The following is a 17918-nucleotide window of genomic DNA, read 5'->3' on the forward strand; positions in this document are numbered from 1 at the left end:
GCGAGCTCCAGGTCGGGAGGGAGGGAGGGGATGGCTAGGACGTCCGCAGCGCTGCGGCGACGTCGGGGTACTGGTCCACGGCCTGGGGGGTCCGGTCGAGGACGAGGTGGGCGTCGTCGGGCACGCTACGACCGGCGGCGAGGCGCTCGTGGACGTAGGCGGCGACCATGCGGCCCAGCTCCCCGTCGGCCCGCTCGGCGAGGCGGTGGACCGCGCGCAGCGGGACACCGACGAACAGGCACTTGAGCACGCCCTGGCGCCAGGTGGCGTCGTCGAGGTGCGAGCCGGACCAGGAGCCCATGGCGGCCGAGACGAGCCGGATGTCGTTGGTGCGCAGCGCATCCTCGACGAGCGGCTGGACCTCGGGCCCGAGGCCGTCGAGGGCGCGCAGCACCGCGCGCTTCTCGTCGGCGTCGCCGTAGCGGTACAGGGCTGTGACCTCGGCGACCGTCCGTGCCGGGTCGGGCTCGGCCTCCGCCATGGCCGCGATGAGCACGCCGCGGACCGCGTCGTCGAGGGTGGGACCGTGGACCCCGCTCGGGTCGGACGGGTCGAGCGGGCCGCGGGCCACCTCGCGCGCTGCCGCGGGGAAGAGCCGACCGATGGCCGTCGGCTCGGCGGTGATCTCGGTGACCATCTGCGTCAGCCGTTCGGTGGCGGCCGGGGAGAGGTGCTCCTCGATGACGGCACGCAGCTGGTGGGCCCTGCTCATGTCAGCTCCTCACGGGGGTGTGGGACGGGCGTGCGGCGTCGAGCGCCGCGCGCAGTGCCGCGAGGGACCGTGCGGCGACGGCGGGTGCGTCGTGGCTGTGCCGGCTCAGCTCGACGGAGACGAGCCCGCTGTAGCCGATGTCGACGAGCGCACCCACGGTGGCGGGGAGGTCGAGGTCGCCCTCCCCGAACTCCAGGTGGTCGTGAACTCCGCGGCGCATGTCCTCGATCTGGACGTGGGCGACGAGGTCGGGGTGCGAGCGGACGCACTCGTCGGGGCTGAGCTCCTCGTTGACCAGCGCGTGGCCGACGTCCACGGTCGCCCGGAGGGCGGCGGGGTCGCCGAGCCGGGAGCGCAGCTCCCGCACCCCGGCGAGCCGGTTGACGAACATGCCGGGCTCCGGCTCGAAGGCGAGCACGACGCCGGCGTCCTCGGCGTGCGCGAGGACCGGCGCGATCCGGGACACGAGCCGCTCCCAGGCCACGTCCGCCGGTGTGCCCGGCGGCAGTGCACCCGACCACAGGTGGACGACGTCGCCGCCGAGGTCGACGGCGATGTCGATCGCGTCGTGGATGTGCCGCGCCCGCAGGTCCGCTCCCTCGTCGGAGAGGAAGGTCGGCTCGTGCTTGCGCAACGGGTCCAGGACGTACCGTGCCCCGGTCTCGACGGCGACCGCGAGGCCGAGACGGCTGAGCACGGCCGCTGTCTCGGCCACCCGCCCCGGCAGGCCCGGCGCGAACGGGTCGAGGTGCTGGTGGTCCAGGGTGAGCGCGACGCCGTCGTACCCGAGCTCGGCGATGATCGCGAGCGCGTCGGGCAGGCGGTGGTCGGTGAAGCCGTTCGTCCCGTAGGACAGACGCAGACTCATGTCGGTGAGATTCCCTTCGCTGCGGCCCGCAGCGCGGGGACCGCGGCCATCAGGCCGGCGGCCGCCGCCACGGCACCACCTCCGGCGACAAGTGCTGCCTGGAGGGGCACCATGCCGCGGATACCGGTGCCGGTGGCCCTGCGTACGGTGGGGGCGTCCGGGGTGCGGACCGCGGCGACCTGCGCCCGGCCGACCGTGGCGGCGTAGCTGCCCGCCAGCGCGACCGACGCGAGGCGGGACAGCCCGCGGCGACGGCCACCACCGCGCAGGTTGCTCGCGACGACGGCGGAGGCGACCCCCGCGGTCGTCGCGAGAGCGGCGCGGGCGACCGTCGGGCTCGAGCCGTGCACCTCCCCGCGGCTGAGCACCGTGACGGAGGCGGTGTGGGCGCCCAGCGCGAGCGCGGCCGGCAGGGCGCGGCGCGGCGCGGCCGAGCCGCCCAGCAGGACGTCGAGGGTCCGCGTCGAGGCCATGACGGCCGGGCCCAGCGCCGTGGGCTTGGCGAGGAGGTCGTAGACCCAGACGGCGCCGGCGAGCGGGACCGCGACGGCGACGGCACGCCGTCCGGCGACGGACGCGAGCCCGATCCCGGCCAGCGTGAGCCCGCTCGCGATCCCGAGCGCCGTCGTCGGGCTCACCCGCCCGGACGGGATGGGGCGCTCGGGGCGCTCGACCGCGTCCAGCTCGCGGTCCGCGTAGTCGTTCAGCGCCATGCCCGCCCAGTACAGGCAGCACGACGACGCCGCGAGGGCGGCGGTGGGCCACCCGAGCCGGCCCGCGGCCACGGCACCGGTGAGCGCGTCGCCGGGGACGGAGAGAGCGGCCGGGAGGCGCACGAGCTCGGCGATGTCGGCTGCGGTGGTCATACCGACGCACCCAGCTGCTCGCACCACTCGGTCAGGGCACGCCACTGCCCGGCGAGGGAGTGGTCGATCCCGCCGAGAGGGTCCTTGAAGAAGAAGGCCAGCGGCCCCAGGACGCCGCGCTCGCCGCGCTCGTGGGCACGGGCGGTGAGGCGGACGAGGTCGATGACGAGCGGCGCGGCGAGGGCCGAGTCGCAGCCCTGCCAGGTGAACTGCATCGTCATCCGGGTGCCGAGGAAGCCCTCGAAGGACACGTGGTCCCAGGCGGTCTTCCAGTCGCCGAGGTCCTCGACGTAGTCGATGTGCATCGGTCCCTGGACGTGGTACCCGAGCATGGCGTCCAGCCCGGCGCCCTTCGTCGTCGTCTTGCTCACGGCGGCCTTCGGGTCGGCGAGCGTGCGTCCGTCGCCGCCACCGAGCATGTTGTACGAGGCCCAGGACCTCACCTGGAGCGCACGGGTGCCGAACATGGGGGCAAGCGCCGACTTCACCAGCGTCTCGCCGGTCTTGCCGTCCCGCCCGGACCACGGCACGTCCTGCTCCTTGGCCAGCTCGGTGAGGGCACCGAGCGTCGCCCCGGGACTCGGGGTGAAGGACACGAGTGGGCACTGTGCCCGGAACGCCGCGTAGGCGTAGAGCGAGCTCTGGGGGAGCGGGGACCGGCCGGCGTCCAGCGCCTCCTCCAGCGCGCCGAGGCTCTCGAGCTCTGGGCTCGGCGGTGCGGGCGGCTCGGTGTTGGAGACGTCGACGACGACGACGCGCTCCAGGGCGTTCTCGTCGCGGAAGGCGCGGATGTCCTCCTCGATGGAACGGGCGGTCTCGCGCTGGGTCGCGCCCCGGGGTGCGAGGCGGATGCGGGAGTCGGCACGGGAGAGCTCGTCGGTGAGGGCCGACACGAGCGTGGTGGGGAAGACGCCTCCCTCGGCGAGGAGCTGGGCGCGCTGCGCGAGAGGGGTGTCGATGACATCGTGGCCGCCGGTGATCAGGCCTTCCAGTGGCGGCAAGCCGGCGACGGAGACCTCCGCCAGCTCGCTGACCAGCCCGGTGCGCGCGGCGAGACCTGCCGTCATCGCGGCCGCCCCGACCGTGGCGGTGGTCGCCACCGAGCCTCGCGCGCCGACGAACCACACTCCGGTCCGGGAGGGCGGGGACTGCTCGTCGACGGCACTACGCTGGGTCATCACATCACCTCGTTGTATGCGCACCGCCGGAACCGCCTGTGGTTCCCGAACTCCGCGGTGTTAAGTAAAGCAATGGCAGTTTAGCCAAGCACCTGTTGACAAAAGACGCTAACACATCGTGTCCCCGCCAAAAGCCTATCCGGGGGAGTGCGGCAACGTGGAGGTGTTGGAGACGGGACCGGCGTACGGCCGGTGGAAGGAGGCCGCAGTGGACGGTGACGGCGCCGTTGGCAGTGCGGGAGTGGAGGCTGACGGTGCGGCGGCACCGGCCCGAGTGAATGGTGACGGGGCGCGGGGACCGGTCGGAGCACCGGCACCCGCCGAGGTCGGTGCGGTCCTGGCGAGGCTCATGGCCGAGACCGCGCCGGCGGCTGCAGGGCACGGGCCCGTGTACCAGCGGCTCTGGGACGAGCTCGGTCGCGCCGCCAGCGGAGGCAAGCGGTTCCGCGGCAGGCTCGTGGTGGCGCTGCACGACGCCCTCGGAGGGCGACGCCCGGAGGCTGCCGCTCAGGTCGGTGCCGCCTTCGAGCTGCTGCACGTGGGCTTCCTCGTCCACGACGACCTCATCGACCACGACACCATGCGGCGTGGGGAGCCCAACCTCGCTGCTCGGATGGGCGCCGCTGCGCGTGCCGCAGGCGCCTCGCACGCCGCGTCCCAGGAGCTTGCCGAGGCCGCTGCCGTCCTCGCGGGCGACCTCGCGCTCGCCCTCGCGCACCGCCTGGTCGCCACGGTGGAGGCGCCGGAGCCTGTCCGCGCCCGCCTCCAGGAGCTCCTGTGGGACACCGTGTTCGTCAGCGTGGCCGGTGAGATGGGTGACGTCGCCGCCGCCCTCGGACTCCAGGACCTGTCCCTCGACGACGCGTTGCGCATCGCCGAGTCTAAGACCGCGCTGTACTCGTTCCAGGCTCCGCTGCGCGCCGGTGCCATCCTCGCCGACGCGCCGGTCGAGCTGCGCGGTCGGATCGAGGGGATCGGACTCGCCCTCGGCAAGGCCTTCCAGCTGGTCGACGACCTTCTCGGCGTCTTCGCGCCGGAGTCGGTGACCGGCAAGAGCTCCCTGTCCGACCTCCGGGAGGGGAAGGCGACGACGCTCGTCCTCCACGCGCGGACGCTGCCCGTCTGGGCGCGGATCGGTGACCACGTCGGCAGGGCCGACCTCGACGAGGCGACGGCAGGGGGGCTGCGGCGCGAGCTCGCCCGGTCCGAGGCGCCGGCGCGGGTGAGCCGCCAGGCCCGGGACGAGCTCGAGACCGCGTCGCGGCTGCTGGAGGAGGCCGGCGCGCTGGCTCCGGCCGCACCGGTCATCGCGTCCGTCTCGACCATGGTGAGCCGCAGCCTGGCCGATGCCGAGCGCTTCGTCGCCGCCGCCCGGGGCGCCGCCTCCGAGTAACGAGGCCTCAGCCGACACGACTGGGGGCTACCCCTCGTCACCGCGTACGGTGAGGGACGCACCGGACGAGGGAGTGGCCAGTGTCGAGGCAGTCGCGTCGCACCGTCGCAACCGCGCTCGCCTGCGCCGCAGTCGCGGCGGGCTGCGGGGGCGAGCCTCCCGCGGCGCCTCCGCCGACCGACGCGGACACCGATGCCTGTCCGTCCGTCGAGGACGGCTACCGCTCGCTCTTCGACGGCACCGAGGACAGCCTCGACGCCTGGCGGATGGCCGGCCCCGGAGGCTTCGAGCTCCGGGAGGACTGCTCGATGGTGACGGTCGGCGGGATGGGCCTGCTCTGGTTCCCCGAGACGTTCGACAGCTATCGCCTGCGGCTGGACTGGCGGATGGAGGGTGACGACAACTCCGGCGTCTTCGTCGGCTTCCCCGACCCCGGCGACGATCCGTGGCTCGCCGTCACGGAAGGCTACGAGGTGCAGATCGACCCCACTGACCAGCCCGACAGCACGACGGGCGCCATCTACTCCGTCCAGGGCGCGGACCTGGAGGCGCGCGACGAAGCGCTCAACCCGCCTGGGGAGTGGAACAGCTACGAGCTGGTGGTCGAGGGCCCACGCCTCGTGGTGTACCTCAACGACGTGCTCGTCAACGACTTCGTCAGCCCGGACCCCGCTCGACTGCCGGGCGGGGGCTACATCGGGCTGCAGAACCACGCGGACGGTGACGAGGTGTTCTTCCGCAACGTGCGCCTCACCGAGCCCGCAGACTGAGCCGCCTGCTACTTCGGTTCATGTGCTGTTCCTCCGCAAGTAGGAGTGTCTCAGTTCTTGGCCTGGATATCGCAACTTTTGGTTGACGGGTACGCAAAACCGGTCATACGCTCGCAATGCAGTGATCTGGCACACATCGTGTGCCGCGTGGGCGTCGCTGGTCTGTGCAGGTGCAGGAAGTGACGTCCAGCTGGACGCCAACGTCGGTGATCCCCGGCCTCGGCGCCCGCACTACCGGCCGCGCCGGCAGGTGGCGGCCCGGACGTGAACACGACTCAAGGAGGAACCGTGGTCAGACGACCGATGGGTTCGCGGGGGTGGGCTCGTGGTGCGGGCGCACTGCTCGCCTCCACCCTCGTACTACCGCTCGCTGTGAGCGGAGCAAGCGCACAGATCGACCCCCCACCGGAGGACGCGGCGTTCAACGCCCTCGTCTTCTCCAAGACGGCCGGCTTCCGGCACGGCTCGATCGAGGAGGGCGTCGCCGCCATCCAGCAGCTGGGGGCGGAGAACAACTTCTCGGTGGACCACACCGAGGACGCAGCGGACTTCACCGAGGAGAACCTCGCCGACTACGACGTCGTCGTCTGGCTCTCCACGACCGGTGACGTGCTCAACGACGAGCAGCAGGCAGCCTTCGAGCAGTACATCCAGAACGGTGGGGGCTACGCCGGCATCCACGCCGCGAGCGACACCGAGTACGACTGGCCCTGGTACGGCGAGCTCGTCGGTGCCTACTTCGCCGGCCACCCGCCGGGCACCCCCGACGGCACCGTCCAGGTCGCCGACCGGGTCCACCCCTCGACCGAGCACCTGCCCTACGAGTGGGCCCGCACCGACGAGTGGTACACCTACGACACCAACGTGCGCGGAGAGGTGCACGTGCTGGCGGCGCTGGACGAGACCAGCTACGACGCGGGCAACCTCGCGATGGGTGACGACCACCCGATCGCCTGGTGCCAGGACTTCGACGGTGGCCGCGCCTGGTACACCGGCGGTGGGCACACCGAGGCCTCGTTCACCGAGCCGGCATTCGTCCAGCACATGCTCGGCGGCATCCAGACCGCTGCCGGCGTGGTCGACGCGGACTGCTCCGCCACCGTCGGCGACGCGTTCGAGCAGGTGACCCTCGTGATGGGGGAGGAGAACACCGGTGAGCCGATGGCGCTCGCCGTGCTGCCCAACGGGGACGTGCTGCACTCCGCCCGCGACGGACGGCTGTTCCACACCACCGCCACCGGGCAGACCAGCGTGGCCGCCACCATCCCGGTGTACAGCCACGACGAGGACGGCCTGCAGGGCATCGCCGTCGACCCGAACTTCGAGGAGAACCGGTGGGTCTACGCGTACTACGCGCCGCCGCTGGACACCCCGCCGGGTGACGCTCCGGAGACCGGGACGGCCGAGGACTTCGCGGCCTTCGACGGCTACAACCAGCTGTCCCGGTTCAAGCTGAACGAGGACTTCACCCTGGACCTTGCGTCCGAGCAGGAGATCCTCGAGGTCGAGGCCGACCGTGGCATCTGCTGCCACGCCGGCGGCGAGATCGACTTCGACGCCCAGGGCAACCTCTGGCTGTCCACCGGCGACGACACCAACCCCTTCGCCTCGAACGGGTACACCCCGATCGACGAGCGCGAGGACCGCAACCCCGCCTTCGACGCCCAGCGCAGCTCGGCGAACACGAACGACCTGCGCGGCAAGCTGCTGCGCATCTCGGTCAACGAGGACGGCTCGTACGACATCCCCGAGGGCAACCTCTTCGCGCCCGGGACGGAGCTCACCCGTCCCGAGATCTACGCGATGGGCTTCCGCAACCCGTTCCGGTTCTCCGTCGACGATGAGACCGGATGGGTCCACCTCGGTGACTACGGCCCGGACGCCGGTGGCCCCAACCCCGACCGTGGCCCCGGTGGCCAGGTCGAGTTCAACCTCATCAAGGAGCCGGGCAACTACGGCTGGCCGTACTGCCACGGTGACAACGACGCCTACATCGACTACAGCTTCGCCACCGGCGAGTCCGGTGCGGCGTTCGACTGCGCCAACCCGGTCAACGAGAGCCCGAACAACACCGGGCTGACCGAACTGCCGCCGGCCGTGCCGGCGTGGCTGCCGTACGACGGCGGGTCGGTGCCCGAGCTCGGCTCCGGCAGCGAGTCCCCGATGGGTGGCCCGACCTACCGGTACGACCCGGAGCTGGACTCGGACACCAAGTGGCCCGAGTACTACGACGGCAAGACACTGCACTACGAGTGGGGCCGGGACTGGATCAAGGAGTTCGTCATCGACGACGAGGGCAACCTCGTCGACATCCTGCCGATGGACTGGATCGAGACGTCCAACCCGATGGCGCTGGAGTTCGGACCGGACGGCTCGCTCTACCTGCTCGACTACGGCAGCGGCGGGTTCTTCTCCGGCGCTCCGGACTCCGCGGTCTACCGCATCGACTACGTCGCCGGCAGCCGCAACCCGGTCCCGAGCATCGTCGCCACGCCGACGAACGGCCAGGCACCCCTGACCGTCGAGTTCGACGCCTCCGGGTCCACGGACCCCGAGAGCATGCCGCTGTCCTACGAGTGGGACTTCGACAACGACGGCGAGATCGACGCCACCGGCGCGACCGCGAGCCACACCTACACCGAGAACGGGCAGTACACCGCCCGCCTCTTCGTCTCCGCAGGCGAGGGTGAGGACGTGCGCACCGGGACGTCAACCGTCAACATCACCGTCGGCAACACGGCGCCCGAGGTCACCCTCGAGCTCCCGGTCGACGGCGGTATCTTCAGCTTCGGCGACGAGGTGCCCTACCGGGTGACCGTCACCGACGCCGAGGACGGCGAGATCGACTGCTCCAGCGTGCAGGTCGAGTACATCCTCGGCCACGACGAGCACGGGCACCCGCTCAGCTCGTCGACCGGCTGCGAGGGCACGATCGTGACCCCGCAGGACGAGGGCCACGGCCTGGACGCCAACGTGTTCGGCGTCATCAACGCGTCCTACACCGACGAGGGTGCCGAGGGCCTGCCGGCCCTCTCTGCCGACGACGAGGCCGTCCTGCGGCTGCGTCACCAGCAGGCGGAGTTCTACACCGACTCCGAGGGCGTCAACATCTTCGCCAAGGACGGCTCACGCGGTGGTTCCCAGGTGGGCGACATCCACCACGGTGACTGGATCGCCTTCGAGCCGATGGACCTCACGAACATCGACGAGGTCTCCTTCCGGTTCAGCTCCGCCGGTGCCGGTGGCACCGTCGAGGTCCGCAAGGGAGCCGTCGACGGTGACCTCATGGCCACCGCCACGGTGGGCTCCACCGGGAGCTGGGAGACCTGGGACAACACCGACCTGGCCGCGCTGACCCCGGTCGGGGGCCCGGACCCGGTGTACTTCGTGTTCCTCAACGAGGGCGCGGGCGAGGAGGCTCTCTTCGACATCGACGAGATCCAGTTCCACGGCCTGGGCATGTCCGCCGAGGAGCCCGACCCGGACCCGGAGGACCCGGTCTGTGAGGACCCGACCGCCGAGATCCCGGCCAGCGACGAGTTCGACGGCGACGACGTCGACCCCTGCCGCTGGGAGGTCATCGACCGCAACAACGACCTGCTCGACGTCAGCGACGGTGCGGTGCACCTCACCACCACCAACAACGACATCTACGGCACGGACAACACCACCGTCCCCAACATCCTGCGCTCCGTGCAGGCCGAGGGTGACCAGTGGACGGTCGAGACGAGGTTCACCGGCGCGCTGGAGAGCACCTACCAGCAGGGCGGGCTCATCGTCTACGGCGACGCGGACAACTACGTCAAGCTCGACGCCGTCTCCACGGGTGGGGACGGGTTCCGCGTGGAGCTGCGCAGCGAGGTCGGCGGGGAGATCCAGAACCCGCAGGACGACATCAACGACCTCACGCAGTCCGAGGACCACGCGTTCCACCTGCGCCTGACCCGGGACGGGGACACCTTCACCGGTGCCTACTCCCCGGACGGTGAGACCTGGACCGACCTCCCCAGTGCCGTGACCAACGGCGCCGTCGGGGACGCGGGGCCGGGACTCTTCGCCCTCGGTGCCCAGCAGGCCGCGCCGACGACCCTCGCCTTCGACTACTTCCGAGTGGTGGGCGAGGACATGCCGACCGACCCGATCCACGTCCCCGTGGACAAGGTCTCGGTGCAGATGTTCTCCCTCATCCCGTGGGTCGAGGAGGCCGGCCTCCAGCCGGTGCTCGCTCGGCTGGCGGAGATCGGGCTGGAGAACATCGAGCCGTTCGGTGGCACCTTCGGCGGCTACACGGCCGAGGAGTTCCGCGCGATGGTCGACGAGATCGGCCTGAGCGTGCCCTCCTCGCACTACAGCACCAACGAGGCGACCTTCGACGAGACGCTCGCGTTCGTCGAGACCGTCGGTCAGGAGTACGTCGGTTCGGGTGGCTTCGCGCAGCCCGGGATCAGCACCTACGGCCGCACGCTGCTGACGGCTCAGGCGATGAACCGGCTGGGTGAGCGCTCCGTGGAGGCCGGGATCGGGAAGTTCTTCGGTCACAACCACGACGGGGAGTTCACCACCGTGTACAACCACGGCGGTGAGGAGATGTCGGCGTGGGAGATCCTCGTCGAGGAGACCGACCCCGAGTACGTGACGTTCCAGCTCGACGTGGCCTGGGCCGCGCACGCGGGGGTCGACGTCCCGGCTCTGATCGAGGAGTACGGCGACCGCATCGAGCTGCTCCACATCAAGGACGCCACCAACCTCGGTGGGGAGCGTCCGACCTTCACCAACCTCGGTGAGGGTGACGTCCCGCTCCAGGACATCCTGGCCGCGGCCCGCGACCACGCGAACATCGCGTACTACGTCCTCGAGTACGACGTCGCACCCGACGGCGAGGACTTCGTGGAGACCGGCTTCGAGTACCTCACCGGCCAGCCGGCCGGCGAGGAGGGCTCGCGCCCGGTCGAGGTCACCCCGTCCGCGGTGACGTTCTCCGACGAGCACGGCACCGACGACGACACGTACACGGTCCCGCGGGACGTGGGCGTGGAGTACCTGGTCGACGGCGAGGTCGTCGAGCCCGGCACCTACGAGGGTGAGGGCACCGTGACCGTCACGGCCCAGGCCCTGCAGGGCTTCGCGCTGGCGGCGGGAGCGACCACGGAGTGGTCGCACACCTTCTCCACCGCTGGTCCTGGCCCGGGTCCGGGCCCGCTGCCGGGAGGTGAGGGCTTCTACCTGAGCAACGACTGGAAGGGGACGACGCACCACGCCTTCGTGTACGGACGGAGCTCCGACCAGGTCCTCATCGGTGACTGGGACGGCGACGGGGTGGACTCCATCGCGGTTCGTCGCGGCAACCGGTACTACGTCTCCAACGCCCCGCGCGGTGGAGAGGCGGACGTCGTCTTCGACTACGGCCGCCCCGACGACACGGTCCTGGTCGGCGACTGGGACGGCGACGGCACCGACACGCTGGCGGTGCGTCGCGGCAACCAGTACTTCATCAAGAACTCGCTGTCCGGTGGTCCGGCTGACGTGGTGGTCCACTACGGCCGGCCCGACGACACGGTCCTGGTCGGTGACTGGGACGGCGACGGCACCGACACGCTGGCGGTGCGGCGCGGGACCGAGTACTTCGTGAAGAACTCGCTCACCGGCGGGCAGGCCGACGTGGTGTTCCACTACGGCCGGTCCGGCGACACGACGATGGCCGGTGACTGGGACGGCGACGGGACCGACACGCTGCTCGTGCGGCGCGGCTCGGTCTACTTCGCGAAGAACTCCCTCACCGGTGGTCCGGCCGACCTGACGGTGGCCTACGGGCGAGCCACGGACGAGGCCTTCGTGGGTGACTGGGACGGCAACGGCACCGACACCCTGGGTCTGCGGCGTCCGCCCGCACCGGCGGGCACCGCGATGGCCCCGATGGGTCAGGTGATCGCGGTCTGACCTGACGCCAGCCAAGGGCCCGCAGCCGTCATGGCTGCGGGCCCTTGGCCTGCCCGGAACGCCGGGCGCCGCTGCGGCCACCCGATGGCCCGAGTGTGCACGGGATCCTCATTTTGGTTGACGGATACCCAAAAGACTTAATACGCTGCGGACTGCACAGTGATGTGGGGTTCCGAAGCCGGCGCAGCCGCTGGGAGGTCCCCTGCCGACGTGGTAGCGAGGCGATCCCGCGCGCCAGGTAGGCCAGCACCCGCGGTCAGCAACGACCGTGAACCACGTGCACGATTCGAGGAGGAATTGTGGTCAGCAGACCTATGGCCAGACGGTGGTGGGCGAGGGGCGCGAGCGCCGTACTCGCCGGCGCCCTGGTGGTCCCGCTCGCGATGAGCGGCGCCAACGCCCATCCCGGACACTCAACCGAGGACGACGCGGCGTTCAACGCGCTCGTCTTCAGCAAGACCGCCGGCTTCCGGCACTCCTCGATCCCCGCGGGCATCGCGGCGATCGAGACGCTCGGCGACGACCACGGCTTCGAGGTGACCGCCACCGAGGACGCCGCCGCCTTCACCACCGAGAACCTGGCCCAGTACGACGTCGTCGTCTGGCTGTCCACGACCGGTGACGTCCTCAACGCCGAGCAGCAGACCGCCTTCGAGCAGTACATCCAGGGCGGTGGCGGCTACGCAGGCATCCACGCCGCGAGCGACACCGAGTACGACTGGGAGTGGTACGGCGACCTCGTCGGTGCCTACTTCGCCGGTCACCCTCCGGGCACGCCCGACGGCACCGTCGTCGTCGAGGACCCCGCCCACCCGTCCACTGAGCACCTGCCCGCTCGCTGGGACCGGACCGACGAGTGGTACTCGTTCCGGGACAACCCGCGCGGTGACGTCCACGTGCTCGCCTCCCTGGACGAGACCACCTACGACGCCGGTAACAACGCCATGGGTGAGGACCACCCCATCGCTTGGTGCCAGGACTACGACGGCGGCCGCTCCTGGTACACGGGTGGCGGTCACACCGACGCCTCCTACGCGGAGCCGGAGTTCCTCACCCACATCCTCAAGGGGCTGCAGACCGCGGCCGGGGTCGTCGACGCCGACTGCAACGCCACCCTCGACGAGAGCTTCGACAAGGTCGCCCTCGACCTCAACACCCAGAACCCGATGGACCTGGCGCCCACGCCGGACGGCCGGACCATCTACCTCGAGCGGGACGGCCGGGTGCAGATCGTCCAGCCCAACGGCGGCACGACGACCGCCGGAACGCTCCCGGTCACCCAGGTGCAGGAGTTCGGCCTGCTCGGTCTCGAGCTGGACCCGGACTTCGCGGACAACGGGTGGGTCTACCTCTACTACTCGCCGCAGGGCTCCGCGACGGACCACGTCTCCCGGTTCACCCTCACCGGTGACACGCTCGACCTGGCCAGCGAGCAGGTGCTGCTCGAGGTGCCGGTCCAGCGCGAGGAGTGCTGCCACGCCGGTGGCGCCCTCGAGTTCGACGGCGAGGGCAACCTGTACATCGCCACCGGTGACAACACCAACCCCTTCGCCTCGGGCGGCTACTCGCCGATCGACGAGCGCGACGGCCGGTCGGCGTGGGACGCCCAGCGCACCTCGGCCAACACCAACGACCTGCGCGGCAAGGTCCTGCGGATCACCCCGCAGGACGACGGCACCTACACGATCCCCGAGGGCAACCTCTTCGCTCCCGGGACCGAGCTGACCAAGCCGGAGATCTTCGGCATGGGCTTCCGCAACCCGTTCAAGATCGGGATCGACCCGCGCACCGACACGCTTCTGGTCGCCGACTACGGTCCGGACGCCGGCACGGCTGACCCCGACCGCGGCCCGGCCGCCATCGTCGAGTGGAACGCCCTGACCGAGCCCGGCAACTACGGCTGGCCGCTCTGCGTCGGGGACAACGAGCCGTACGTCGAGTACGACTTCGCCACCGAGACCTCCGGTGACCCGTACGACTGCGCGAACGGACCGACGAACAACTCCCCAAACAACACCGGGCTGACCACGCTGCCGCCGGCTGTCCCGGCGACCGTCTGGTACCAGAACAACGGTCAGCGGAGCAACGCTCCGGAGATCGGCAACGGCGGTGCGCCGATGGCCGGTGGCGTCTACGTCTACGACGAGGCCCTGGCCTCGGACCGCAAGTGGCCCGCCTACTTCGACGGCAAGGCCGCGTTCGCGGAGTGGAACACCGGCAAGCTGTTCTCCTTCCAGCTGTCCGACGACACGAGCACCGTCGTCGACATCAACCAGATCCTGTCGACGATGTCCTTCGCCCGTCCGCACGCCCTGGAGTGGGGCGCCGACGGCGCGCTGTACATCATCGAGTGGGGCTCGGGCTTCGGCGGCAACAACGCCGACTCGGGCGTCTACCGGATCGACTACGTCTCCGGCTCGCGGGCGCCCATCGCCCGGGCCGAGGCCGACGTGACGTCCGGCCCGGTCCCGCTCACAGTGCAGTTCAGCTCCGCCGGGTCGCGTGACCCGGAGGGCGGCGAGGTGACCCTCGCCTGGGACTTCGGTGACGGCGAGACCTCCACGGAGGCCAACCCCACGCACACCTACACCACACCGGGGAACTACACGGCCAGTCTCACGGTGACCAGTGACGGCGAGCTGTCGTCCCTGGCGACCGTGCCGATCACGGCCGGCAACACCGCGCCGACGGTCACCGTCGACACCCCGCCGAACGGTGGGTTCTTCAACTTCGGTGACGTCATCAAGTACTCGGTGACGGTGACCGACCCCGAGGACGGCGAGATCGACTGCCAGGACGTCATCGTCCAGCCCGCACTCGGCCACGACGTCCACGCCCACCCGTACGACCAGTACTTCGGCTGCGAGGGAGAGATCCCCGTCAACGGAGACACGGGCCACATCGGCGCGAACATCTTCGGCGTCCTCACGGTCACCTACACGGACAAGGGAGCCGAGGGCGTCGACCCGCTCACCACGCAGGAGATCATCGTCCTGCAGCCCAAGCACAAGGAGGCGGAGTACTTCTCCGACACCGGACGGCTCGAGGGCTCGACGAGCACGGGTGACCCGGGCGTCCAGCTCGAGGACACCACGGACGTCGGCGGCGGCCAGAACGTCGGCTTCGCCGAGGTCGACGACTGGTTCGCCTTCGACCCGACCAACCTCACCAACATCGACACCATCCGCGTACGCGGCGCCTCCGAGCCGGGCGGTGTCCTCGACATCCGCACCGGTGCGCCGGACGGCCCGTCGATCGGGTCGGTGACCGTGCCGGCCGGTGGGTGGCAGTCGTGGGGCAACTACGACGTCGAGCTGTCCGAGGACGTGACGACGGAGAGCGGACCGCTCTACTTCGTCACCACCGAGGGGCAGGCCAACGTCAACTGGGTCGAGTTCATCGGCCAGGGCGTGACGGACAACGCCAGCCCCGTCGTCGAGGTCACGGCGTCCGAGACCTCGGGTCCCGCACCGCTCACCGTCAGCTTCACGACGACGGCGACCGACCCCGACGGCGACACCCCGCTCACCTACGCGTGGGACTTCGGTGACGGCACCACGGCCGACACGGCCGACGGGACCCACACCTACACCGACCCGGGGGAGTACGTCGCCACCGTCACGGTGACCGACGCCCGCGGTGCGGTCACGTCGCAGAGCGTGGAGATCACTGTCACCGCCCAGGCGATGAAGTGCTTCGCCGGCCGCTCGGACGACTTCACCGGCGACACCCTCGACACCGAGCGGTGGGACGGCGTCGTCAGGGCCAACCAGGACCTGCGGGTCGAGGACGGTCACCTGATCATCCCGACCGTCTCGTCCGACATCTACGGCACGGACAACGCCGGGGCGCCGAACATCGTCCTGCAGGACCTGCCCGAGGGACCGTTCACGGCCACCGCCAAGGTGACCATGCCCGGTGCCGAGGCGTACCAGCAGGCCGGCCTGATCATCTACGGCGACGACGACAACTACGCCAAGATGGTCTTCTCGGGACGCAGCACCTCCGGGCCGGACCCGGCCTCCCGGGTGTTCCAGCTGATCCGTGAGGAGAACGCCACCCCGAACGAGGTGGGCGACTCCCTCACAGCCCCGGTGGGTGCGGACTACCCCAGCACGGTCTGGGTGCGCTTCACCAGCGACGGGGAGAACCTCGTCTCGTCCTACAGCGCGGACGGCGTCGAGTTCACCGACATGCCCGAGACGAAGTCGCTCGAGGGCATCGACAACCCGAGGATCGGTCTGCTCTCGCTGCAGGGCAACGGTCGTCCGCAGGCACCGGTCGACGCTGCGTTCGACTACTTCACGATCACGCCCGACGACACCGTGCCGCCGGTCGACCCCGACGACGAGTTCGACGGGACCGGCCTCGACGGCTGCCGCTGGGACGTCGTCCGTCCGGACCCGGCGCACATGCGGGTCGTGGACGGTCACCTCGAGCTGGACGCCACCACCGGCGACATCTACGGCGGTGACAACGGCACGCCGAGCAACTTCGTCCTTCAGGACCTCGAGGGGGACTGGACGGTCGAGACGCTCGTCGACGCCGGCGAGCTCGCCGAGCAGTACGAGCAGGCCGGGCTCATCGCCTACGCCGACGACGACAACTACGTCAAGCTCGACATGCTGACGACGAACGCCGCCGGCAGCACGCTGGCCCGTGGCCTGGAGTTCCGCAGCGAGATCGACGGAACCGTCCAGAACCCGCAGCCCTCCGCCAGCAACCTCGATCAGGGCGTCTGGTACCTGCGGCTGCAGAAGGAAGGCGACACCTTCACCGGGTCCTACTCGGCCGATGGTGAGAGCTGGACGGCGTTCGAGTCGTTGACGAACGCGGCCGTCGCCGAGACCGGACGGATCGGTCTCTACGCGATCGGCACCGCCTCGACCGCGAACCGGACGGCGACGTTCGACTACTTCCGGGTGGTCGAGGACGACGTCGAAGAGCCGGTGGAGGTCACGCCTGCTGCGGTGACGTTCACCGACGAGGCTGGGACCGCGAACGACACCTACACCGTTCCGGCGGTCGACGGGGTGGAGTACGTGGTCGACGGTGAGGTCGTGGAGGCCGGGACGTACCCGGGTTCCGGGACCGTGACCGTGACGGCGCGTGCGACGGAGGGCTACGTGCTCGCCGAGGGCGCGACGGCCGAGTGGAGCACGACGTTCTCCACCGAGGGCACCGACCCCGAGCCGCTGGAGGTCACGCCTGCTGCGGTGACGTTCACCGACGAGGCTGGGACCGCGAACGACACCTACACCGTTCCGGCGGTCGACGGGGTGGAGTACGTGGTCGACGGTGAGGTCGTGGAGGCCGGGACGTACCCGGGTTCCGGGACCGTGACCGTGACGGCGCGTGCGACGGAGGGCTACGTGCTCGCCGAGGGCGCGACGGCCGAGTGGAGCCTCACCTTCACGACGGGTGGCGGCTCGCAGCCGGTGCCGAACATGGAGCACGGGTTCTTCCTGTCCAACGACTGGAAGGGCACGACCGCTCACGCGTTCCACTACGGCCGGTTCACCGACGAGGTGTTCATCGGTGACTGGGACGGGGACGGGACCGACTCGATCGCGGTGCGACGGGACGGTGTGTTCTACGTGAGCAACGCTCCCCGGGGCGGCGTGGCCGATGAGGTCTTCGCCTACGGCCGGCCCGGTGACCGCGTGCTCGTCGGTGACTGGGACGGTGACGGCACGGACACCTTCGCGGTGCGCCGGGGCAACGTGTACTTCGTCAAGAACTCCCTCACCGGGGGAGCGGCCGACGCGGTGGTCGCCTACGGTCGCGTGGGTGACGCGGTGCTCGTGGGCGACTGGGACGGCGACAGCCGTGACAGCCTCGCCGTGCGTCGCGGCAGCCAGTACTTCGTGAAGAACTCGATCGCCGGCGGGATGGCCGACGAGGTCTTCCACTACGGGCGTGCGGGTGACGTCACGATGGCCGGTGACTGGGACGGCGACAGCCGTGACACGCTGCTGGTCCGTCGCGGGAACGTGTACTTCGCGAAGAACTCGCTCTCCGGTGGCGACGCCGACGTCGTGGTCCACTACGGACGCGTGGGTGACCAGGCGTTCGTCGGCGACTGGGACGGCAACGGCACCGACACCCTGGGCCTGAGGCGACTGCCCCAGCCTGCGGTGAACACCGTGCTGGCAGCAGTCGGTCAGCTGATCGCTCTCTGATCAGCGGCCTCA

General features: G+C 70.5%; 8 protein-coding genes. 4 read left to right on the top strand and 4 right to left on the bottom strand.

Annotation, left to right across the window (positions count from 1 at the left end; translation table 11 throughout):
- Positions 1-34 precede the first annotated feature (34 nt).
- The 4 genes from VR894_RS07810 to VR894_RS07825 are packed head-to-tail and all read right to left on the bottom strand — an operon-like array spanning position 35 to position 3624.
- Positions 35-712 carry an EboA domain-containing protein gene (locus VR894_RS07810; protein WP_324650814.1) on the bottom strand — a complete coding sequence of 226 codons (678 nt, stop codon included), beginning with the start codon at positions 710-712 and terminating at the stop codon, positions 35-37.
- 1 nt (position 713) lies between these two features.
- Positions 714-1580 carry a sugar phosphate isomerase/epimerase family protein gene (locus tag VR894_RS07815; protein ID WP_324650815.1) on the bottom strand — a complete coding sequence of 289 codons (867 nt, stop codon included), beginning with the start codon at positions 1578-1580 and terminating at the stop codon, positions 714-716.
- Positions 1577-2446, bottom strand: a complete 870-nt coding sequence (locus tag VR894_RS07820) for an SCO3242 family prenyltransferase (protein WP_324650816.1) — start codon at positions 2444-2446, stop codon at positions 1577-1579. Before VR894_RS07820 ends, VR894_RS07815 begins: the two co-directional genes overlap by 4 nt.
- Complete coding sequence (locus VR894_RS07825) at positions 2443-3624, bottom strand: inositol-3-phosphate synthase (protein ID WP_324650817.1); 1182 nt, start codon at positions 3622-3624, stop codon at positions 2443-2445. The genes VR894_RS07820 and VR894_RS07825 overlap by 4 nt, the downstream gene beginning before the upstream one ends.
- Before the next feature lie 349 nt (positions 3625-3973).
- On the opposite strand from VR894_RS07825, the gene VR894_RS07830 reads away from it, so the two are divergent.
- The 4 genes from VR894_RS07830 to VR894_RS07845 all read left to right on the top strand — a co-directional run bounded on the left by VR894_RS07830 (position 3974) and on the right by VR894_RS07845 (position 17906).
- Complete coding sequence (locus tag VR894_RS07830) at positions 3974-5017, top strand: polyprenyl synthetase family protein (RefSeq protein ID WP_324650818.1); 1044 nt, start codon at positions 3974-3976, stop codon at positions 5015-5017.
- An 80-nt stretch (positions 5018-5097) separates the two neighbouring features.
- Positions 5098-5787, top strand: a complete 690-nt coding sequence (locus VR894_RS07835; RefSeq protein WP_324650819.1) for a DUF1080 domain-containing protein — start codon at positions 5098-5100, stop codon at positions 5785-5787.
- Positions 5788-6159: 372 nt separating this feature from the next.
- The gene (locus tag VR894_RS07840) at positions 6160-11724 is read left to right on the top strand and encodes a ThuA domain-containing protein (RefSeq protein WP_324650820.1); all 5565 of its coding nucleotides are present in this window, start codon (positions 6160-6162) and stop codon (positions 11722-11724) included.
- A gap of 299 nt (positions 11725-12023) precedes the next feature.
- Complete coding sequence (locus tag VR894_RS07845; protein WP_324650821.1) at positions 12024-17906, top strand: ThuA domain-containing protein; 5883 nt, start codon at positions 12024-12026, stop codon at positions 17904-17906.
- Positions 17907-17918 lie beyond the last annotated feature (12 nt).

Source organism: Georgenia sp. H159, from assembly GCF_035607575.1.
GTDB lineage: Bacteria > Actinomycetota > Actinomycetes > Actinomycetales > Actinomycetaceae > Oceanitalea.